The 20,300-nt window shown below is 40.0% G+C and carries 15 protein-coding genes and 1 pseudogene; 8 read left to right on the plus strand and 8 right to left on the minus strand.

What is annotated here, in order from left to right; all coding sequences use genetic code 11:
• Positions 1 to 187 precede the first annotated feature (187 nt).
• The 4 genes and pseudogenes from H6G86_RS38730 to H6G86_RS19650 form a co-directional block, all read left to right on the plus strand.
• A pseudogene (locus tag H6G86_RS38730) lies at positions 188 to 499 on the plus strand (transposase); the annotation flags it as partial.
• Between the two features lie 79 nt (positions 500 to 578).
• Positions 579 to 1,448 (plus strand): bile acid:sodium symporter family protein, encoded by an 870-nt coding sequence (locus H6G86_RS19640; protein WP_190935704.1) that lies wholly within the window; start codon positions 579 to 581, stop codon positions 1,446 to 1,448.
• Positions 1,445 to 3,841: an arylsulfatase gene (locus H6G86_RS19645; protein ID WP_242064866.1), complete on the plus strand. Its 2,397-nt coding sequence runs from the start codon at positions 1,445 to 1,447 to the stop codon at positions 3,839 to 3,841. The genes H6G86_RS19640 and H6G86_RS19645 overlap by 4 nt, the downstream gene beginning before the upstream one ends.
• A gap of 102 nt (positions 3,842 to 3,943) precedes the next feature.
• Complete coding sequence (locus H6G86_RS19650) at positions 3,944 to 5,332, plus strand: amidase (protein WP_190935705.1); 1,389 nt, start codon at positions 3,944 to 3,946, stop codon at positions 5,330 to 5,332.
• Here the strand turns inward: H6G86_RS19650 and H6G86_RS19655 are convergent.
• On the minus strand, positions 5,304 to 6,413 hold the full coding sequence (locus tag H6G86_RS19655; protein ID WP_190935706.1) for an LLM class flavin-dependent oxidoreductase: 1,110 nt from the start codon (positions 6,411 to 6,413) through the stop codon (positions 5,304 to 5,306). The two genes, H6G86_RS19650 and H6G86_RS19655, sit on opposite strands and share 29 nt — an antisense overlap.
• A 151-nt stretch (positions 6,414 to 6,564) precedes the next feature.
• Complete coding sequence (locus tag H6G86_RS19660) at positions 6,565 to 7,305, minus strand: DUF8692 domain-containing protein (RefSeq protein ID WP_190935707.1); 741 nt, start codon at positions 7,303 to 7,305, stop codon at positions 6,565 to 6,567.
• A 165-nt stretch (positions 7,306 to 7,470) separates the two neighbouring features.
• On the opposite strand from H6G86_RS19660, the gene H6G86_RS19665 reads away from it, so the two are divergent.
• The 4 genes from H6G86_RS19665 to H6G86_RS19680 all read left to right on the plus strand — a co-directional run bounded on the left by H6G86_RS19665 (position 7,471) and on the right by H6G86_RS19680 (position 12,508).
• A complete protein-coding gene (locus H6G86_RS19665) occupies positions 7,471 to 7,920 on the plus strand; it encodes a protein tyrosine phosphatase family protein (RefSeq protein WP_190935708.1) in 450 nt (149 codons plus the stop codon).
• A gap of 461 nt (positions 7,921 to 8,381) precedes the next feature.
• Positions 8,382 to 8,990 (plus strand): nucleotidyltransferase family protein, encoded by a 609-nt coding sequence (locus H6G86_RS19670; protein WP_190935709.1) that lies wholly within the window; start codon positions 8,382 to 8,384, stop codon positions 8,988 to 8,990.
• A 240-nt stretch (positions 8,991 to 9,230) separates the two neighbouring features.
• Positions 9,231 to 10,586 carry an aromatic ring-hydroxylating dioxygenase subunit alpha gene (locus H6G86_RS19675; RefSeq protein ID WP_190935710.1) on the plus strand — a complete coding sequence of 452 codons (1,356 nt, stop codon included), beginning with the start codon at positions 9,231 to 9,233 and terminating at the stop codon, positions 10,584 to 10,586.
• A 518-nt stretch (positions 10,587 to 11,104) separates the two neighbouring features.
• Positions 11,105 to 12,508, plus strand: coding sequence for a hypothetical protein (locus H6G86_RS19680; protein ID WP_190935711.1), 1,404 nt, complete (start codon positions 11,105 to 11,107; stop codon positions 12,506 to 12,508).
• An 81-nt stretch (positions 12,509 to 12,589) separates the two neighbouring features.
• On the opposite strand, the gene H6G86_RS19685 is transcribed toward H6G86_RS19680, so the two are convergent.
• The 6 genes from H6G86_RS19685 to H6G86_RS19710 form a co-directional block, all read right to left on the minus strand.
• Positions 12,590 to 12,916 carry a hypothetical protein gene (locus H6G86_RS19685; RefSeq protein WP_174711484.1) on the minus strand — a complete coding sequence of 109 codons (327 nt, stop codon included), beginning with the start codon at positions 12,914 to 12,916 and terminating at the stop codon, positions 12,590 to 12,592.
• 493 nt (positions 12,917 to 13,409) lie between these two features.
• Positions 13,410 to 14,006 carry a dephospho-CoA kinase gene (gene coaE, locus H6G86_RS19690; protein WP_190935712.1) on the minus strand — a complete coding sequence of 199 codons (597 nt, stop codon included), beginning with the start codon at positions 14,004 to 14,006 and terminating at the stop codon, positions 13,410 to 13,412.
• A 112-nt stretch (positions 14,007 to 14,118) separates the two neighbouring features.
• The gene (gene cobA / locus H6G86_RS19695; protein WP_190935713.1) at positions 14,119 to 15,708 is read right to left on the minus strand and encodes a uroporphyrinogen-III C-methyltransferase; all 1,590 of its coding nucleotides are present in this window, start codon (positions 15,706 to 15,708) and stop codon (positions 14,119 to 14,121) included.
• A gap of 69 nt (positions 15,709 to 15,777) precedes the next feature.
• Entirely contained in the window at positions 15,778 to 17,007 is a 1,230-nt protein-coding gene (locus tag H6G86_RS19700; protein WP_190935714.1) for a tetratricopeptide repeat protein, read from the minus strand.
• A 181-nt stretch (positions 17,008 to 17,188) separates the two neighbouring features.
• Positions 17,189 to 19,330, minus strand: a complete 2,142-nt coding sequence (locus tag H6G86_RS19705) for a hybrid sensor histidine kinase/response regulator (RefSeq protein ID WP_199338349.1) — start codon at positions 19,328 to 19,330, stop codon at positions 17,189 to 17,191.
• A 494-nt stretch (positions 19,331 to 19,824) separates the two neighbouring features.
• A complete protein-coding gene (locus tag H6G86_RS19710; RefSeq protein WP_190935715.1) occupies positions 19,825 to 20,298 on the minus strand; it encodes a tetratricopeptide repeat protein in 474 nt (157 codons plus the stop codon).
• Positions 20,299 to 20,300: the final 2 nt, after the last annotated feature.

Raw genomic sequence — 20,300 nt, forward strand, 5'->3', positions numbered from 1 at the left:
GTAAAATTTTTCATCATCTCAAACAAATACACTCATTATGCGTGGTTGTTAACTTCGCGCCGTTGTGCAAATCCGGCTTCTGTGATTGGTTGTCAGCAGTGGGATAATCATCAGCCAGATAATTTAACCGCCTAGCCACCATTTACACCCACTTTGAGTGGCAAACCTTTACATTAGCTAGTATCTTATTTCTCTGCAAGTCTCTAATGCTAGTTTTCATCAACGTCAAGATATTGCTAGATTAGTTACCCAATAACTCAATAACTTTCTACTAAAATTTTTCCCCGCATATAATCCGGCTTACAACATCATTAAATTAGTCTGGTATTTCTGTAAAGAATGAATTGCTTGTCGTTTATTCCAATCAGTAGATGAGTTGAAATCTTTACTAGATAAGCTATTGAATCAGGGCGAGTTAGTCATTAAGAGTAAAGAAACAAGGCAAACAGTGACTCTATTACACTTTAAATGCCGATTAGCTTATTTTGCCAAATTTTAAATGACAATTCCAATTACATCACTTGTGACTTGGGAAGCGACTATTTTTGGCCACACCCAGTATTAGCCATTTTAAAGGCATGGATCATCCTTTACTATTGATTCTCGTTAAAATCACTATTTTTTCTCTGATGTTAGCCATCGGGAGCAACCTTTCTTTTGAAAAAATGCTCTCCTTCTGGCGAAAACCTGCCTTAGTATTCCGTGCGCTTCTAGCCGTTATTGTGCTAGTTCCTCTAGTGGTTATTTTCTTGCTGAAACTGTTTAACTTACCATCAGAAGTGATGATAGGGTTGGCCTTGTTGGCAGCTTCACCAGGTGCGCCTCTAAGCACAAAGCGAACGCAAAGGGCTGGAGGCAGCTTATCCTACGCAGCGAGTCTTCAGCTAACCCTGGCAATACTTGCGGTTTTTGTTACTCCCCTCACCTTGGCGATTTTCGCCGCCTTATTTGAGAGTATTTCACAAAAGGTGGCGATTTTAGAAGTTGCCCGACAAGTCATTATGGTACAGATATTGCCTGTCAGTCTCGGTCTTTTGATTCAAAAGTTCGCTCCTACATTTGCCGAAAAGATTGCCAAACCTTTGATTTTTATTGCTAATGGTGTCTTTTCAATACTGGTTATTTTAGCGTGCATCTTAGGGCTGCCACTGTTTTCCAGAGTTTGGCAATTACCACTCGTAGCGATCGCGATTATGGTGATTGCCTCTCTAGGAATTGGACATATTTTAGGCAGACTTGATGATGATATGCGGTCTATCTTAGCGATTTTCTGTATTGCTCGCAATTTTGGTTTAGCTTTATTTATCGCTATTTTGAATCATATACAGCAGCAGGTGATTCCGACGCTGGTAGCTTATGTAATTTTGGGAGCTTTTGTAGGTATTCCTTACTCAATCTGGAATAAGCGCAGATTAGCCGGATTGAGTCGGGAAATTAACTCGTTATGAGTCAGCCACTCGTCAACCTAGATAAGGAGTTTTGGTTTATGTCTCTGCGTGAATACAAACCCGGAAAGACTTTCCCCGGTGTCATAGGACGGACAGTTGATAAATCCAGCCCTGCTTGGCCAGAACCTTTGCGAGCCAAAGAAGGTACACCAAACATCCTATTTATCGTCTTCGATGATACGGGCTTTGGGCAATTTGGGAGTTACGGAAGTCCGATCAAAACACCCAATTTAGACACATTAGCCGCCAATGGCTTGCGCTACAACAATTTACACACGACAGCGTTGTGTTCACCCACCCGTTCTTGTCTGCTGACTGGGCGCAATCACCATTCCAACGCCATGTCCTGCATTACAGAAGGTTCTACCGGTTATCCCGGTGGTAATGGGAATATTCCCTTTGAAAATGGGTTTCTCTCGGAGATATTACTACAGAAGGGTTATAACACCTATGCGATCGGGAAGTGGCATTTAACACCCTCAGACCAGCTTTCTGCCGCCGGCCCCTACGATCGCTGGCCTCTCGGTCGCGGTTTTGAACGTTTTTATGGCTTTCTGGGAGGAGAAACCCACCAGTATTATCCCGAATTGGTTTATGATAACCACACCGTTAAACCAGAAAAGACCCCTGCACAAGGCTACCATTTAACTGAAGACTTAGCAGATAAAGCAATTAGCTTCATCGCTGATGCCAAGCAGGTTGCCCCCGATAAGCCCTTCTTCATGTATTTCTGTCCTGGGGCGATGCACGCCCCTCATCATGTGCCAAAAGAATGGGCTGATGCCTACGCCGGACAGTTTGATGATGGTTGGGAAGCTTACAGGGAAAAAGTTTTTGCCCGTCAGCAGCAAATGGGTATCGTCCCCGCCGATGCCGAACTCTCCCGCCATGATCCCGATGTCTCTCACTGGGATACTCTCTCAGCAGCAGAAAAACGGCTTTATGCCCGTATGATGGAAGTCTTTGCTGGCTTTTTAACCCATACTGACTACCACATTGGTCGCTTACTCGACTTCCTCAAATCTATCGGGGAGTTCGACAATACCGTAATTATGGTCATCTCGGACAATGGGGCAAGTTCGGAAGGTGGGCCCACTGGTTCGGTTAATGAGAACCTATTTTTTAACAATGTGCCAGAATCCCTAGAGGAAAATCTCAAGGCACTCGACAAGCTAGGCAGTCCAGAAACCTTCAATCATTATGCGTGGGGCTGGACTTGGGCAGGTAATACGCCTTTTCGTCGTTGGAAACGGGAAACCTATCGGGGTGGAATCAGCGATCCTTTGATCGTCCATTGGACTAAAGGCATTGAGGCAAAAGGCGAAATCCGTACTCAGTATGCCCATGCCATTGACCTTGTGCCGACGGTGCTTGACCTACTAGAAATTGAACCACCCACAACTATCAAGGGTGTTACTCAATCCCCCCTTGAAGGTGTAAGCTTCGCCCATACTTTTAATAAAACTGACGCACCCACTAAGCATCTTACCCAGTATTTCGAGATGATGGGACATCGCTCTCTTTACTATGATGGCTGGCGGGCGGTTTGTCCTTGGCCTGGGCCATCATTTACAGAAGCAGGGCAGTTTTTTGGTGCGCCAATCTCAGCCCAAACCCTTACAGACTTGGATACCCATCATTGGGAACTGTATCATGTCGCTAAGGATTTTGCGGAAAATCACGACATTGCTGCTGACAATCGCCCTAAGCTAATTGAGATGATTGCTACTTGGTATGTAGAGGCGGGTAAATATAATGTGTTGCCCGTGGATGGACGTGGCACGCAACGATTGGCAGAAGAACGTCCTCAGATTGCTGTCAATCGTACCCGCTATATTTACTATCCCGATACTCAGGCGATTCCAGCCAATAGTGCCGTTAGAGTGTTAAATCGTCCCCATAGTATTACGGCTGATGTCGAAATTCCCATCGGTGGCGCAGAAGGAGTATTACTTGCTCACGGGGGTAATGATAGTGGCTACTCCTTTTATGTCAAAAATGGTAAACTTCACTGGGTTCATAACTATGTAGCGCGATCGCTCTATCATGTCGAGTCTGTAGAGTCAGTCCCAGAGGGTCGCCATCAGTTGCGCTTTGAGTTTGAAGTGACGGGTCAGCCAGATTTAGCGAAGGGGAAAGGATCGCCGGGTCACGCCCAACTTTATATCGATGGGAAATTAGTCGGACAAGCTGATGTCCCTGTAACTACTCCCTTAGCACTAGGTCTGACCAGTGGTGTGACCTGTGGGATAGCCCCTGGTGCGCCTGTAACACCTGATTATGAACCACCCTTCAAGTTTACGGGCAAGATTTATCGTGCGATCATAGATGTTAGTGGAGATTTGACTCAAGACACAGAAGCCGAGATGCGTACCATTATGGCACGACAGTAGATGTACCATTTGTCTCCTTGAGGCACAACAGATACAAACTGCTTAAACCACAAGTGTTTAGGCTTTTCTTAGTGCCATTCCACTCTCATCGCTTTTTCCAACATGGAAGCAGATTCTATCCCTAAAACGATCGCACAAGCAAGTCAGCAAATGCAAAGTGGCTTGCTAACTTCCAGTATGTTAGTCAAGCATTATCTCGAAGGTATCCAAAAGTTAAATCCTACACTCAATGCTTTTATTACAGTTCTAAAACAAGAAGCTATAGAAGCTGCTATTCAAAAGGACTTTGAGCGAATCAACGGTCAACAATGCGGGCTACTACACGGGATTCCTATTGTTGTAAAAGATAATATTGATACAGCAGGAGTAAAAACTACTGTTGGTTCACAACTTTTTTGCGAACTGACAAATCAGGGCTGGTGCGATCGCATACCATTATCTGATAGTGTAATTGTCCAAAAGCTCAAGGCAGCAGGTGCGGTAATTTTAGGTAAGACAAATTTAAGCGAATTTGCGGCTGACCTTTCTGGAAACAATCTTTTTTATGGAAATACTTGCAACTTCTGGAACCACAACCACTCATCAGGAGGTTCTTCTAGTGGAAGTGCAACCGCTATTGCTGCACGCCTTTGTTTAGCTGGAATTGGTACTGATACTGGTGGTTCAATTCGAGTTCCCGCCAGTTGGTCAGGAGTGGTAGGACTACGCCCAACTTACGGATTACTTAGCAATGAAGGTATTTTTCCCCGCGCTCGTAGTTTTGATACAGTTGGTTTTTTGACAAATTGTGTAGAAGATATTGCCATTTTACTTGATGCTGCACTCTTCCCGCTCTCCACAAATTTCAAACAACTGTATCCTCTAACAACCAATATCAACGGCTTAAAATTGGGCATAGTTAATAACTATACATTTCGGGGAATTGAACCAGAAATTGCTAAGGCAATTTATAATGCCATATCCATCTTTAAAAAACTTGGAGCGAAAATTATCACTATAAATTCTCCATTTTTAATAGAGGAATTTGATGAGGTGACTTATTCCACTATTGCTCTTTATGAATTCCATCAAGCTTTGCAAGCAGCTTATACTACAAACTCAAATATATTTGGAGCTAAAGTACAAAGCGATTTATCTAAAGGAGTAAAAATTTCTTATCACAGTTACAAAAAAGCAAAGCAGAAACAGGAAGAATGTTTTCTGCAACGGCAAAAACTGTTTCAGGAAGTGGATATTTTGCTAACACCCACAACACCAATGGTTGCACCTATTATTGACGCAGATGCTAAAATCTATCGATTCAATCAGCGATTTATGATACCTTTCAGTTTTCTGGGTTTACCTGCAATATCACTGCCTTGTGGACGAAGCAGTCAGGGTTTACCTATAGGATTGCAACTTGTTGGTAATTCCTATACCGAAGCTTTAATTTTAAGAGTTGCCTTTGCTTTCCAAGTTGCTACTACTTTCTCTGAAGATAACTTTCTCTAACTAACGGCAAAATATTTCGTCCCACATTTTCGCACTCTTCTAAATGGGGATAACCAGACAAAATAAAAACTGTGATTCCCAAGTCTATGTATTCTAAAAGACGCTCTGCCACTTGCTGATAACTACCAACAATAGCCATTCCCGCACCACTCCGCACCACAGAAATACCAGCCCAAAGCAGTGGTTCAACATACCAATCTTCATCAGCATTTCCCCGTAATTCCCATTGTCGACTTTGACCGACACTTTCCCGCTTGGTATTGGGAAATTCAGTAATTCGTGCTTTAGCTAATACTTGTGGAGAAATTTTTGCCAGCATTTCTTTTGCTGTTTCCCTAGCTTCGATTTCAGTTGTTCGAGCAATAATATTAATTCTTAATCCATAACGTACCCCTTTTTTTCGTCCGCAATTGCTAACTAATTGCTGCATCTGGTTGATTCGGTCAGCTAGTTGTTGTCGTGCTTCTCCCCACATTAGATAAACATCTGCAAATTCTGCACCCACTTGTTGAGCCATCTCGCTTGCACCACCGAAATAAAATAACGGACCAGACGGTTGCAGAGGTAATGTTTCTAACCGAGTTTGATGGAGCTGATAAAATTCTCCCTCATAGTCAAAGGAATTAGTTGTTGACCATAACTGCCGACAAATTTGCATAAATTCACGAGTGCGACGATAGCGGCTATCATGATCTAAATAATCACCATACATTGCCTGTTCTGTTGGTCTTCCACCTGTGACAATGTTAAGAGAAAGGCGACCTTTACTGATATGATCTAAGGTAACAGCCATCTTTGCCAATACTGGAGCAGAATAAAACCCTGGACGCACAGCTACCATCGCTCCAGCACTAATGGTAAGTGCTAAAACTGCCGTTGCTAAAGTCCAAGCCTCCATAATGTGGTGGTTGAAACCCATACCAATTAGAACCTGCCGGAACCCAAATCGTTCTGCTGTTTTAAAAATCTCAACTGTATACTCAAGACTGGGAGGACGTTCCCAAATGGGCAAACCTAAATAGAATCCATCCCCAGATACCGGAGCGCACCAATTAAATTCCAGTTTCTGTTTGGCAAACATTTATGGAAATTTTAAATTGCGATTCAATTATGCACTAGATTTTGAGCCAAGCAACAGTTAACAATGCGGATTAATGCTCGGAATTCGTGTTGCCATCTTAAGATAATAGTGGATCGTAGAGAGCGCTATTACGAACTACGAATTGTTTAAATTAATTTTCAGATATATAGATTTTCATTTGAAGGCTTTTTCTCAAACTGCTAAGGTAAGCTAACAGCGTATAAGTAAAAATCACAATTCCAGTCATTTCCAAAAATTCCTCAACCACTATACCAATTAACGTTATTAGTCCGTGTCGCCCAAAATCTTCTCTCAAAAGTCCACCCACCATCTCCATACCTAAAGTTCCACTCACATAAACAACTGCGGCAATTAGAAATAAATATCGTGTTTTGTAAGGGAGATGAAGCCAAAATTTTAGATATTTAAATGCAAAAACTCCCACTAGAATAGCACCAGGTATCACCCAGGTTTGGAAAAATATAGGATTGAGATTAAGCGATTCTCGCACTGACGGAATTATCAAAAGCTCGTGAAAACTAAATGCTTCATCCAAACTCAAATATACAAATATAAAATATAAGTTTTTCCAGCCAGAGAAATAGCGATCTTCCGTCTTAATAGCGGTAATTGCTTTAAGTAATCCCGAACAAAATAATAGAGAAAATGCAGAATACCAGGCAGGAATATTCAATTCTTTATCTAAGCTAAATAGTTCGTAAAACCATTTGCTAGCTGGGAAGGAAAACTCTGTGAACCAGAAGTAGGAACTTAGAGCGCCTGCTAAGGTGAGGCAAATAACTGCGGCCATTAAACGTCGGGCAATTGTTTTAGCACACAGATGAATTGGTAACTCTATGTTATGGTCTGATGCTTTTTGCTGCATACGCATACTGAGCTAATTTCTTTTGTGCAGAATAAAATAATTAATAGGAAATTATCTCATGTAGGCAAATGATATGAGCCAACTATTACAGAATTTTGATTAAGGAAAAGCCTAGATTTTTGAACGGAATTGCTAATATACTACATTAAGCCTATCTAACTAGTGTATTTTATGAGCAACACTAAAAAAGTTAGTGAAGACTTGAGCGCTGCTGGACAACCAACTCCTGAAGAGTTAAAACAGGCAGCCCAAGAGGGATTTAAGTCGGTGCTAAACCTGCGTTCTCCCGATGAACCAGGTTTTCTCAGTGATGAACAGCAGCAAGCCCAAGCTGCTGGATTGCAATATGCCAATATCCCGTTAAAGCCTTCAGAAGCAAATCAAGAGCTAACAGAGGCAGCAATCCAAGAGATTGAAAACTTACCCAAACCAATTTTAATTCACTGTGCGGCTGGAGCAAGGGCTGGTGGTATTGCCTTGATTGCCAATGCTATTAGCGAAGGTCTGACCTATGAGGAAATTAGCCAGAAAGCGCAAGAGCTTGGTTTAAACTTAGAACAACCGCAACTTAAGCAATTCTTGCTTGAGAAGTATATCGCCAAGCAAGCAGAGCAAAGTTAGGGACTTGCAATAAAATACCAGTCACACTGGGACAATTGTGATATCGCATTTGGGTAATGTTTCAGAAATTTGCCAGAAACGTTAATACTGTTTTAACTCTGGTGAGAGAAGCTTGCTTCCTTAATCCCAAACTTTGACTAAACTTCTCTTTGAGAATTTATTGTGTTAGCTTATTCGGATAAAAAAGAGTGTTTCATAAACGACTAAACTTTTTCTACCTACAAGAAATATTCGGACTGCAAGAGATAGCGATCGCCTAAACTATTCACTACTTAATAGCACAAATCACTGGAATGCTTATGGACAAAAGCTTATTCTTCTTCTCCATAAGTATTCAGATGTGCAGATTCAACAGAAGCGATCACACTGTCAATCGTAGCAGAAATTCAAGCAGTGCTGGCAAATCGCACTGGTGGAATGCTGAGGTCACGACTTGGCTCAATTCATGGAGATAAAATCAAATGTCTGATGTCGGTCTAATTATTCTTGCTGCTGGTGCATCTACTCGTATGGGAACACCAAAACAACTTCTACTTTACGGTGAACAGAGTTTGATTAGGCATGTAGTTCAAGTGGCGAACGCTTCAGTTTGCCATCCAATTATCGTTGTATTAGGGTCATACGCTGAACGTATCAAACCAGAGATTAACTCAGAACAAGTACATATTGTAGAAAATCCACTTTTTAGTGAGGGAATAAGTACCTCTATTCGTGTTGGCATAGAAGCTCTGAATATAATCAGTAAAGAAGCAAAAGCTGTTGTTTTGATGGTATGCGATCAACCTTTTATTTCACCTCAACTCATCAATCAACTTGTTGAAGTTCACGAAACTACTCTTAAACCAATCGTTGCTTCACAATATGCAGACACTCTAGGTGTTCCTGCATTATTTAACCGCACTTTCTTTGCAAAACTAACTACACTAAGTGGTACAGATGGTGCAAGACATATAATTAAAAAATATCTTCAAGAAGTTTTAGCAGTTCCTTTCCCAGAAGGTGTATTCGACTTAGATACTCCAGATGATTACGAGCAGCTTTTGTTGAAGAATTCAGAAGTCAGAATTTAGGGGCAGAGCCTGAGACGTTTCCGTTATTTTATATTCAGCTTCATCTAGGCGAGAAAAACTTTGCGGTCATAAACTACGCTTACTTCCTCTAACCGCAGATTTCCTCTCAACAACTCAGTGTCTGTTATGTTATATACATCGCTTGTTGGGTAAGAATAAGACATTATGTGTAATTTTATGTTCAAAAATTAAATAGGAGTTTTCTATAAAAGTTAAAATGGCATAAACCTGAAGAAAACGATGACATTAGAAACAGAGACACTACAGGCGACATCATCAACTTCTACCTTTGAAACACTTGAAAATCAGCAGGAATTTAACTGGAGACAATCTTGGTATCCTGTCTGTTTTCTGCAAGATTTGCCTACAAATCGTCCTTATACTTTTTCGCTATATGAAGAACCCTTCGTTTTGTTCAAAGACCAAAATGGACAGCTTGTTTGTTTAACAGATCGTTGTTCTCACCGTGCAGCTAGACTTTCTGATGGACAAATTATTGACGGCAAAATAGAATGTTCGTACCACGGTTGGCAGTTTGGCAATAATGGTCAATGTCTACACATTCCCCAGTTACCAAGCGATGCAAAAATTCCGGTAAATGCTTGCGTGCCATCCTTTAAAGTCTTGGAACGTCAAGGTATCATTTGGATGTGGGCAGGTGAAGCCGAAACAGCTATTGATGAGCTAATTCCATCACTACCAGATTGGAACAAGCCGGAATGCTTCAACTTAGACTATGTACGTGACCTACCTTACGACCAAAGCTATTTTATTGAAAATATTATTGATCCGGCTCATGTTCCAATCAGTCATGATGGCATCATGGGAAGTCGAGAAGATGCTCAAGCGTTGGAACTAGAAGTCATTGAGAGCAATATTCAGGGAATTAAGGGAAGGTGGCGACGAACACGGAAACCCAATCTGCCTTGGATTTCATTAGATTTCATTGCTCCTAATTTGATTCTTTACAAATTTGCTAATGCACAGCAAGGTAAATTTGGGGGCACAGCCTTGTATTCAATTCCACTAGGTAAGAATAGATGTCGGATTCTCATCAGAAATTATAGTAACTCTTTTACCCAAAAAATCAAGCTGATGCCTCCTTGGTTAGATCACATCTTGATAAGAAACAAAATCTTGGAAGGTGATTTGCAATTAGTTGTTGAACAAAAAGCACAAATTGAGCGTTTGAAAAAAAATCTTAAAGAAGTGTATTTACCTCTGAAGACATCTGATACTTTGGTGGTCGAGTATCGCAAGTGGTTGGATAAATTTGGATCATCTTTGCCGTTTTATCAAGGTTATTCCACCTCAAAAAATGTCGGTAATAGCGAGTCCAATGAGAAGTTGATAACATTAGACCGATTGTCGCAACATACAATTATTTGTCATTCCTGCAATCAAGCTTATCAAGTGACAAATAAAGTCAGACAAATTTGTATAGGGATAGCGATCGCTTTAGCTGCTGTAGGGATACTTGCAGATGATTCTAGAATCAGAATAGCAGCAATATCGGTTTCTATAACAGCAATTGTAATATCCGCTATGGCTCAGACACTCAAAACTCACTTTGAGCGTTCCTACACTCGTCACTAAAATCCTGACTGGGAGGAAATTCAAAGTCTCTCTTCTTCTAGGCTAAGGTGTATACACATCTCTCCAATACTTTTCGGTTAAACCCAATAATCTCTCTTTTGGTCTGGGGAAAGGTTAAAGGGCAATGGGGAAAGGGAAATTCAAACCCTTTCCCCCTTAACCGAAAACTATTGCACATCTCTCTACAAAACCAAAATGTTGTAGTTCCTCCTAAATCCTCCGATAAATTGGAGGACTTTGAGAGGTTTTTGCCCTCAATTTACCGCGGGACTGGGTGGAGTGGATCAAAAAGTTGTAGGACAACTTTAAAAGACTTATGTGTACACCGTAGCCTAGAAAGAGAGAGAAATAGAAGAGAGGTTTTCCAGAAACTGTGAAAAGTCAGCAGAAAATGGGTATTAAACCCCTTAATTTTAGATAATTGTTTATTAATGTGACCTTTAATAATGAGAATGAAAAATCAGTTTCACATAACAGTATGCTGTTAAGTACCATTCTCATAAAAATTAATCTATCCCATGAAAAACACTTCTGCAAAGGAAAAAAATGCAGGCATTTTCAGATTTGGCAAGCTTAATTTTAGAGTCACGAATAAACAGATTTTATTTAGCACCCTTCTTCTATGTATTGGTTTGCTGGGATTGGCTGGCTTCTGGTTTAAATCCAGATATAAATTTGATAATAAGATGAGTGTAAACTTACAAGAATTATCTAATGTCGATTATCCAGTCAATCCCGCACCCTTAGGTAAAAATTTTCAAAGATATTCTCAGAGAAAATTAACAATTATTAAGAGATATGATACACATTTCGATTTTGTGATTGAGCCAACAGACAACAAAACGGCGCAAATCATTATAAAAAATGTTGATTTAGAGCTATTAGTCCCGAAAGCACCAGAATGGGTTAAAAAAGATCAAGCTTTAGAAATAATCGCTTTTACAGACCGGGAGTGGAACAGACAACAGGTTAGTTTTCCTGCTAACTCACCAAATATAGAAATTAGCGGCGGAGACGGTTTTGAAAAGCAAAATCTGGTAGAAGTGGCTTTGGCTAATAATTGCTTAAATGCAGGATTTTGGGAAATTTTACTTTTCACTAAAGAGGATGGTAATAAATCCCTTTATTATCAAAGTTGGTTTACCTTCCCGATGGGAAATTACAAAAATATTTTTGAAAAAATTAATAATATTTCTTATTGGAAGCATTGGTGGAAATTAGAACACTGGCAAGATCCAAGTGGCACAATAGTCAAAAGTAATCTTCTGAGAAACGTACTCGATCAAAAAGAAGTTGCTACTCAATTCCCCCTTGATGAGAGGATAATTGTGTCGGGAGAGCAGAGTAGAAAAGTTAGAACTACACTAACGAAAAATATTACAAAATGGAGAGATTTTTACGATGCTAAAAATGAAATTAAATTTGCCAGTTTTCGACCACCAGGATTTTACGATCAAAATAAGTCTTGGGGAAATCAATACTGGAGAATAGGCAAATTTGATAAAACTATTTTAAGGAACATTAAACCGATTGGCATTGAACAAAATTTACAAGAAATTGAGTTAGTATTTACAGATACTAAAACTAGTGAGCAAAATAAATTACTCATCAGTGGCATTAATCTTAAAAAGCTTCCTCAATTGCCTGTAGAAGAGTATCCTAAAGGTTTATATATGCCTATGGGAATTGGCATACCTCCTTTTTATCAAAGCTACGATGAATTAACGAAAAATCATCCAGATGCCAGCCCATACTTCAGTTTTTTACTAGATTCGCAGGAGCGGTGGATAGATCATCACCATTTAGCAGTTGATGGTTCAGTGATGCACCTTGATAAAGATAACCCAAATCTTCTGCATCTTTACTTGCTATCCTACGAAAGGAATACTTTAATAGCTCATTTTTTGATCGATTTAAAATAGATATACGCTTTCTCTTATTCGTCTAGCAAGATAGGGAAAATTTTCACAGATATAATTGAAGTAACTGGTTGACTTTAATATTTAGTCAATAGGTACTTGCTTAAGCAAAGCTATCCACATATCAGATGGATCGGAATAATAATCAACTTCTTCTACTTGATATTGATAAGATTCACAACCTTCTCGTAAAATAATGCGATCGCAGGGTTTAACGCCTTTCCCTACTCCAGTCAGATATCCGATCATTCCTTGGTTGAGGCGCTCAAATACGTAGTCAGTTCCCCAGGCTAGTTGGCTATAATCGTGTATTTTATTTTTCTTCTTTAATTCGCTTACTGGAAAGCTCACTAGAGCTAACTTGCTTAAAAAACTAAAACTTAAGTTCATACCTGTCCTGATCAAAGACATAAATGAGTTCTCCCAAAGAAGAAATCTATAACGAAGAGTTTTGGACTCTAGGTGAATCTCAATCATTTTTAAATCACCAATCCAGAATCGAACAGGTCGACAATCTAGTTAGAAATCAACCACATTGACAGTTAGTAAAGAAATTTATAACCCAATGTCCAATTAAGTGCCTGCACAGAATAACTAGCAAAATTAAATTACAAGTAGGTCATCGATAAGGTACTTAAAAGTAAGTTTAAAATAAGATTAATAATTTACAATCAATTTTTCTTAATTCTTAATTATTAGTCTTTCATTTTACTCTATATATCTTTTTATGAACAATCATTTAAATTTACAGTATCATCAACCGCAGATTCAACTGTAAAATCACCGAATTATTATATAAGGCTGGTCAGATATAATATTTTTTACTGGACTAGATCATCTAAAATGATAAAGGTTTTATGTCTTGAGAATGCAATCTATGTATATTTTTTAATATAGATAGCTTCTAGTCTCTACTTGTAGTTTTTAGAGCGACATCTATCTGCTTCAGTAGTCTTTCGAGGGTAGAAGAGTTATCTAAAACTATATCTGCACGAGCCACTTTTTCTTCGATAGATAATTGGCTGTTGATCCTGGCTTGCGCCTGTTCTCTACTTAAATGGTTTCGTTGTATCAATCTTTGTAGTTGTTGCTCTTGAGAACAACACACTACCCAAATTTCTGTAACTAAATCAGTCATTCCCGCTTCAAATAATAGAGGCACTACTAAGACCAGTGTTTGTAAGGAAGATTGGTCAATTGCTTTAAGGAAGCGATCGCGCACATCAGGATGAATCAAATTGTCTATCCAGTTGCGTTCATCTTGACGATTAAAGATAATTTCGCCTAGCTTTTGGCGGTTGAGGCTGCCATCTGGCCATAAAATTTGTTCGCCGTAACGTTTAGCGATCGCACTAAGAATAGGCGAACCTAAAGATACTGCCTCTCTTGCATAAATATCTGCATCCAGAATCGGCAGGTTATAAGCGCTAGCTAAATAATTGGTGACAGTGGTTTTGCCTGTGGCAATACCTCCGGTTAAGCCGATTATACGTTTTGTCATTTGTCATTTGTCATTTGTCATTAGTTATTTGTCATTTGTCATTAGTTATTTGTTATTTGTTATTAGTTCTTCTCCCCCTGCCTTTCCTGCTCGCTTATTTTATTTTCCTTATCTAAGAATTGGTTGCCCATGTTATTAGTGCTTGGGTTAAACCATCTAAAGTATATTCTTGAGCTTCTACATCTACACGTCCGAATAAAGCATGACAAGTTTTAGAGGTTTGAGGGCCGATAGAGGCAATACAAACTCTCTCTAAAAGTTGATTAACATCAGAGTTTTTGGGCAATATCTTCTCAGTTAGCTGATCGAAAAATTGTACAGTTTTAGAACTGGCAAAGGTAATTACATTTACCTTACGGTTTTGGAGAGCTAACTCTGCGGCAGGTGGAATATCACTAGGACAACAAGATTGATATGCAGCAACTTCAATTACTTTTGCTCCCTTGAGAGTTAATTCCTTAACTAAAACTTCTCTTCCGCCGCTTTCAACTCTGGGAAATAAAACTTTTTTACCATTCAGTTCCTCTGGGAAATTTTCTATTAAAGAATCGGCAACAAAGTTGGGGGGAATAAAATCTGCTTGGAGAGAGTATTGTTTGAGACTATTGGCTGTTTTCTCGCCAACGACAGCAATTTTTACACCTGCTAAGGCACGGGTATCTTTACCTTGGGCAATTAACCTTTCAAAAAAGTAATCTATGCCATTGCTAGAAGTGAGAATTAACCAGTCGAACTGAGATAAATGAGCGATCGCATCATCCAAAGCTTCCCAACTGGAAGGCGGGCCGATTTCTAAGGTAGGCATTTCGATGACTGTTGCACCTAATTTCATGAGGCGATCGCTAAATGTACTCGACTGTCCAACTGAACGTGTCACCAAGATTGTTTTACCAGTGAGGGGTTCGGGAGAGGCGGAGAGGTTGTTTAACATTGGAGTTTGGGCTGTAGTCGAATCCTGATAATCTATTTTCTCAGGTTGTAAGTACTTATGTAGCCCAACAACTTCGCCAACAACAATTACCGCCGGGGAAAGTGATAATCCGGCGGTTTGTTCCAAAATATTGCCCAGTTGCGCTGTCCAAATTTTTTGACGAGGAGTTCCTGCCCAACGGATGATTGCAATGGGTGTTAAGTGCGCTCGCCCGTGTTGCACCAATTGATGTACAATCTCTGGCAGATGTTGCCCTCCCATCAAAATTACCAGTGTCTCTAAGCGTGAGAGTGCCTCCCAGTCTAAAACCTCTGGTTCATGAGCTGTAAGCACTGCAAAACAACGACTCAATACCGGATCTGTAAGGGGAATTCCTGCAAACAAGGGTGCTGCAAGGGCAGAAGAAATTCCTGGTATCAGTTCAAAATCACAACCCGATGCTTTCAACGCTTCAATTTCAGAAGTGCAACGCCCAAAAATCAATGGATCGCCTGATTTGAGCCTGACAATTTGTTTTCCTTGTTGGCAATATTTTACTAGTAACTTGTTAATCTCAGTTTGGGTTGTACTAGGTTTACCACCGCGTTTCCCAACATCCAATTTCAAGCAATCAGGTGGTACACACTGCAATAATTGAGCATCTACCAGGGCATCGTAGACTAAAACCTGAGCATTAGCTAAGAGATTATAAGCTTTTACAGTCAGGTATGCCACATCTCCAGGCCCAGCACCTACGAGGTAGACTTTGCCCTTTTCTTCAATTTTTGTCATTTGTCATTTGTCATTTGTCATTGGTTATTACTTCCCCATTCCCCATTCTCAATTCCCAATTCCCTAAATTCAATTCGTTCGGATATTAATTTTTTGGATTAGCTGATCGACTTGCTCAATCATTTCCTTGTTGTCTTCAGCTTGGAATAACTCTTTGGCTTTTTTGAGATTAACGATCGCTTCTTCTAGCTGTTGTTCTCTTCCTAAAGTGATGCCCAAATTATAGTAAGTGAATGCATCATTGGGTACAAGGCTAATGGCTTTTTTGTAATGTGCGATCGCTTCTTGGGGTTTACCTTGATCGTCCATTGCATTTGCTAAACCTGTGTAAGCTTGTGCGTGTTTTGGATCGATGCGAATCGCTTCGGTATAGTCGGCGATCGCTTCAGTTAGTTTGCCTTGAGCGTAAAAAGCGCTTGCTAAATTATAGTGAGCGTCTGCATAGTTGGGTTCAAGGCTCAGGGCTTGTTTATATTGTGCGATCGCTTCTTCTAGTTTGCCTTGAGCGTAGAGAGTATTTCCCAAGGCATTATAACCTGCGGGATTTTTTGGAGAGAGGCGAATGGCTGCTGTATATTCGGCGATCGCTTCAGCTGACTTTCCTTGAGCGTATAAAGCATTTCCTAAGTAATAGTGAGCGTCTGCATATTTGGGATCAAAGCTAATGGATTTTTTGTACTGAGTCACTGCTTCTGCTAGCTCACCTTGATCGTACAGAGCATTTCCCAGACGTGTGTAAGTTGGGGCATAACTGGGTTTAAGGCGAATAGCTGCTGTATATTCGGTGACTGCTTCGGTTAGCTTACCTTGGGCGTAGAGAGCATTTCCTAAGTTATAGTGAGCGTCTGCATAGTTGGGTTCAAGGCTCAGGGCTTTTTTATATTGGGCGATCGCAGCTTCTAACTGATTGAGCCTTGCTAAAGTTAAACCCAAATTAAAGTAGGCTCCAGAGTCATGAGGATCGAGGCTGATGGCTTTTTTGTAATGTGCGATCGCTTCTTGGGGTTTGCCTTGATCGTCGAGAGTATTTGCCAAAGCAATATAAGCTTGCACAAAGTTGGGTTCAAGTTCAATCGCTTTGCGAAAAGCCGCCTCTGCTCCTTTGAAATCTCCTTGTTTGTATAGATTGCTTCCTTGCTCAAAGTTAGCAACTGCGTTTTTGTTGCCAGGAAGTACTGCTCGATTTGAGTCTGGAATTTTTGATAAAAAAACGCCGACATCTTTACTAAAAGCAATATTGCCATTACTCAAACACAAGCAGATAATAGCTGCTACCAGTACATTCTTGTTTTTCAGCATTTTTATTACCTTACCTGCTTGGTTTATATATAATATCGACTTGTATAGCTTTGGCGTAGTTATAGCAGGAATTATAGGTTATTAGCCTAACTTGATACAAGTGGATTCTCATCTAATTGTCCATTTGCATACAAAATATGAGGCTTTATTACGAGTAAAAAGTTGTTTACTAAGTAATTGTTTACACTTTTGTTTCGACAATTCGAGTAATGGCTGCAATTAATTCTTCTGGGTTAACAGGCTTGGATAAATGCATTTGAAACCCAGCTTTTAGCGCTTCTTGCTGGTCATCGTTTCTAGCAAAAGCAGTCAAGGCAATTGCTGGGATTTGTCCACCTTGTTCTGGTGTCAAAGTTCTCACTTGATGTATTAACATATAGCCATCCATCTCAGGCATACTAATATCGCTGACCAAGACATCTGGCTTTACCAGTGCTAGGGTTTGTAATGCTTCATAAGCGGAAGATACCGCAATCACAAAAGCCCCATCTTCCTCTAGTACAAAAGCAACAAAATCTCGTGAATCAGTATCATCATCTACAACTAAAACCCGGATGCCACTGAGGGGTAAGGAGTTAGAAGTTAAGAATACAGCATAGTTTTGTTTATCCGTCAGGCTTCGGCTTTCATCTGGCAGAAGCGGCAAACTAACAGTAAATATTGCCCCTTTGTCCTCACCTTCACTCTTCGCTTTGACAATACCGCCATGTATTTCGACGATATTACGCACAATTGCCAACCCTAATCCTAATCCACCAAAATTTCTTGTAGAGGTGCTATCTGCTTGACGGAAGTAATCAAAGACGAATGGCAAAAATTCAGGGCTGATTCCCTTACCTGTATCGCTAACTATAATTTGAGCATAACCATCGGCTTGCTCTAATCGCACTTCTATTTTTCCTCCCTTGGGTGTAAATTTGAGAGCGTTAGAAAGGAGATTCCAGACGACTTGCTGCAAACGAGTCGAGTCGCCCATAACTTGTCCCACATTCGGTTCAAATACTTTACTTACCTCAATTAATTTTGTTTCTGCCGCTAAACGCATTGTTTCTAGTGCCGACAATATCGTAGACTCTAGGTTAATCTTCGTAATATTCAGCGTCAGTTTGCCCTGTAAAATTCTGGAGATATCCAGCAAATCTTCGATGAGTTGAACTTGTAAATTTGCATTCCTCTCGATTGTGGCTAGTGCTTCCGATGTCTTTGCTTGGTCTAACCTCCGACTTTGCAATAACTTTGACCAGCCGAGAATTGCGTTTAGTGGAGTGCGTAGTTCGTGAGATAGTACAGCTAGAAATTCATCTTTAATTCGATTGGCTGTTTCTGCTTTAGCTCGTGCTATTTGTTCTAATTCCAGCAGGTGTGCCCGTTCTTCAAGTATTTGTTTTTGTTCGTGGATATCTGTACACGTCCCAAACCACTTAACTACAATACCTTGCTCATCTTTGAGTGGTAAACCTCGCGCTAGCTGCCAACGATAAGAACCATCAGAAGCCCGTTTGAAACGATATTCATTGTTATATGTAGTGCTATTTTTTACGGCATTAGACCACACCTTATTAGCATTTTGGACATCATCTGGATGCAATGCAGCTAACCAACCAGAACCCAAGGACTGCTTTAATGTTAGCCCAGTATATTCGCACCAATTTTGATTAAAGAAATCACATTCACCGTTAGCATCAGTTGTCCATACAAGTTGAGGAATTGCCTCAGCTAGATAACGGTAACGTTCTTCACTTTGTCGGAGAACTTCTAAAATTCGTTGGCGTTCAAGGATTTCTTGTTGTAATTGCTCGTTGGTTTTGGTAATTTCATTGGTGCGAATAGCAACCATTTCTTCTAAATGATTTTGGTATTTTCGCAGTTCCTTTTCTACCCGTAAGCGTTCGGCTATTTGTGTTTGAAGCTCTTGATTTGCTTGTTCTAGTTGAGCAGGGCTAGGAAGTGCTAATGCTTGTGGAACTAAAGACACAAGTTGTACTGCCGTAATTACAGATATCATGGCAGTTACTGCTTTGACAAACCCTGATACCCAATAAGTTGGATGCCAAAGTGTCCAAATCTCTATTAAATGAGTAGTGCCGCAAGCCACAATAAATGCACTAAACAGTAAAAATATCCAATCAAAGGGTAAATCCTGCCGTTTACGGACAAAGTAAAATAGGGTAGCTGGAATCGAATAATAAGCTAGTGCAATGAACGCGTCAGATAATATATGTAACCAAACTAAATTCGTTTGCCATAGATAACAATGTCCATGTGGAATAAACGATCCTGATGTAAAAAAGTTAGTCCACAATTCTGATATAAAGTCTGACATAAATATTGGATTATTTTGAATCTATAAAATTTAATACTAAATGCCTTTAATTAGCCCAAGTTTTTTGCACGTTTGAAATTTACTTTTATCTTGTCTGAAAATAGGAATAAGAGAATGAGTAAATGAACCGCATAGACGCAAAGCGGCTACTCTACGAGTTCTCCGAAGGAGTACCCATAGGGAGAACATAAAGAGCGCAAAGATAAGAGAGTTGTCAAGGGTTTTTGCATCAGTACTGTGAACTTTTGAAAGATTGGTATTTTCCCTCATATTGTGATAGGACTTACCCAAAACTATACGCTGTCGAGGCAATTTATGTAGATGTCATTCTAAGTGCTATCAAGGGAACAATCAAACTTACGAAAATTGCGGACATAATTACAAAAAACACTGGTAATTCCAAAATAAAACCATTCTCATCATAATAATGATGGGAATGGTAAAAAATTAGGAGACGCAACAGGAAAATTTAATTTCTGCAATTCTCACTCAACTTAAGATTGACTTGACTTAATACTCATTTTATCTAACACTTGAGTGATTTTGTGAGCTTTTTCGGGTTGGCGTTGTTTTTGCAATAAATCTTTAGCTTGTAGCAGGTTAGTTTTAGCTTCTTCTTCTCGCTCTTGCTGCATAAGAATATTGGCCAGACGCAAGTAAGCATCGGGATTTTTTGGACTGCGGCGAATCACTTCCCGGAATAATTCTGTTGCTTCCTCTACTTGGCCTTGCTGGTTTAAAACATCTCCCAAAAACAAGCGCACTACATCATTAGTAGAGTTGAGGGAAATCACTTTGCGAAATGCTGCTTCTGCACCTTGGTAATCTTTTGCTTGAGCAAGATTGATTCCTTTTTGAAACAAGTCTGAAGTAATCAAAGTTTTCCAAGCGAAATACCCTAGGATCGACAAACTCAAAATAACTGCGATCGCAGCGATAATAGAACTGGTAGGAAAGGTTTCTAGCATTG

The organism is Nostoc sp. FACHB-133 (assembly GCF_014698055.1).
Classification (GTDB): Bacteria; Cyanobacteriota; Cyanobacteriia; order Cyanobacteriales; family Nostocaceae; genus Nostoc.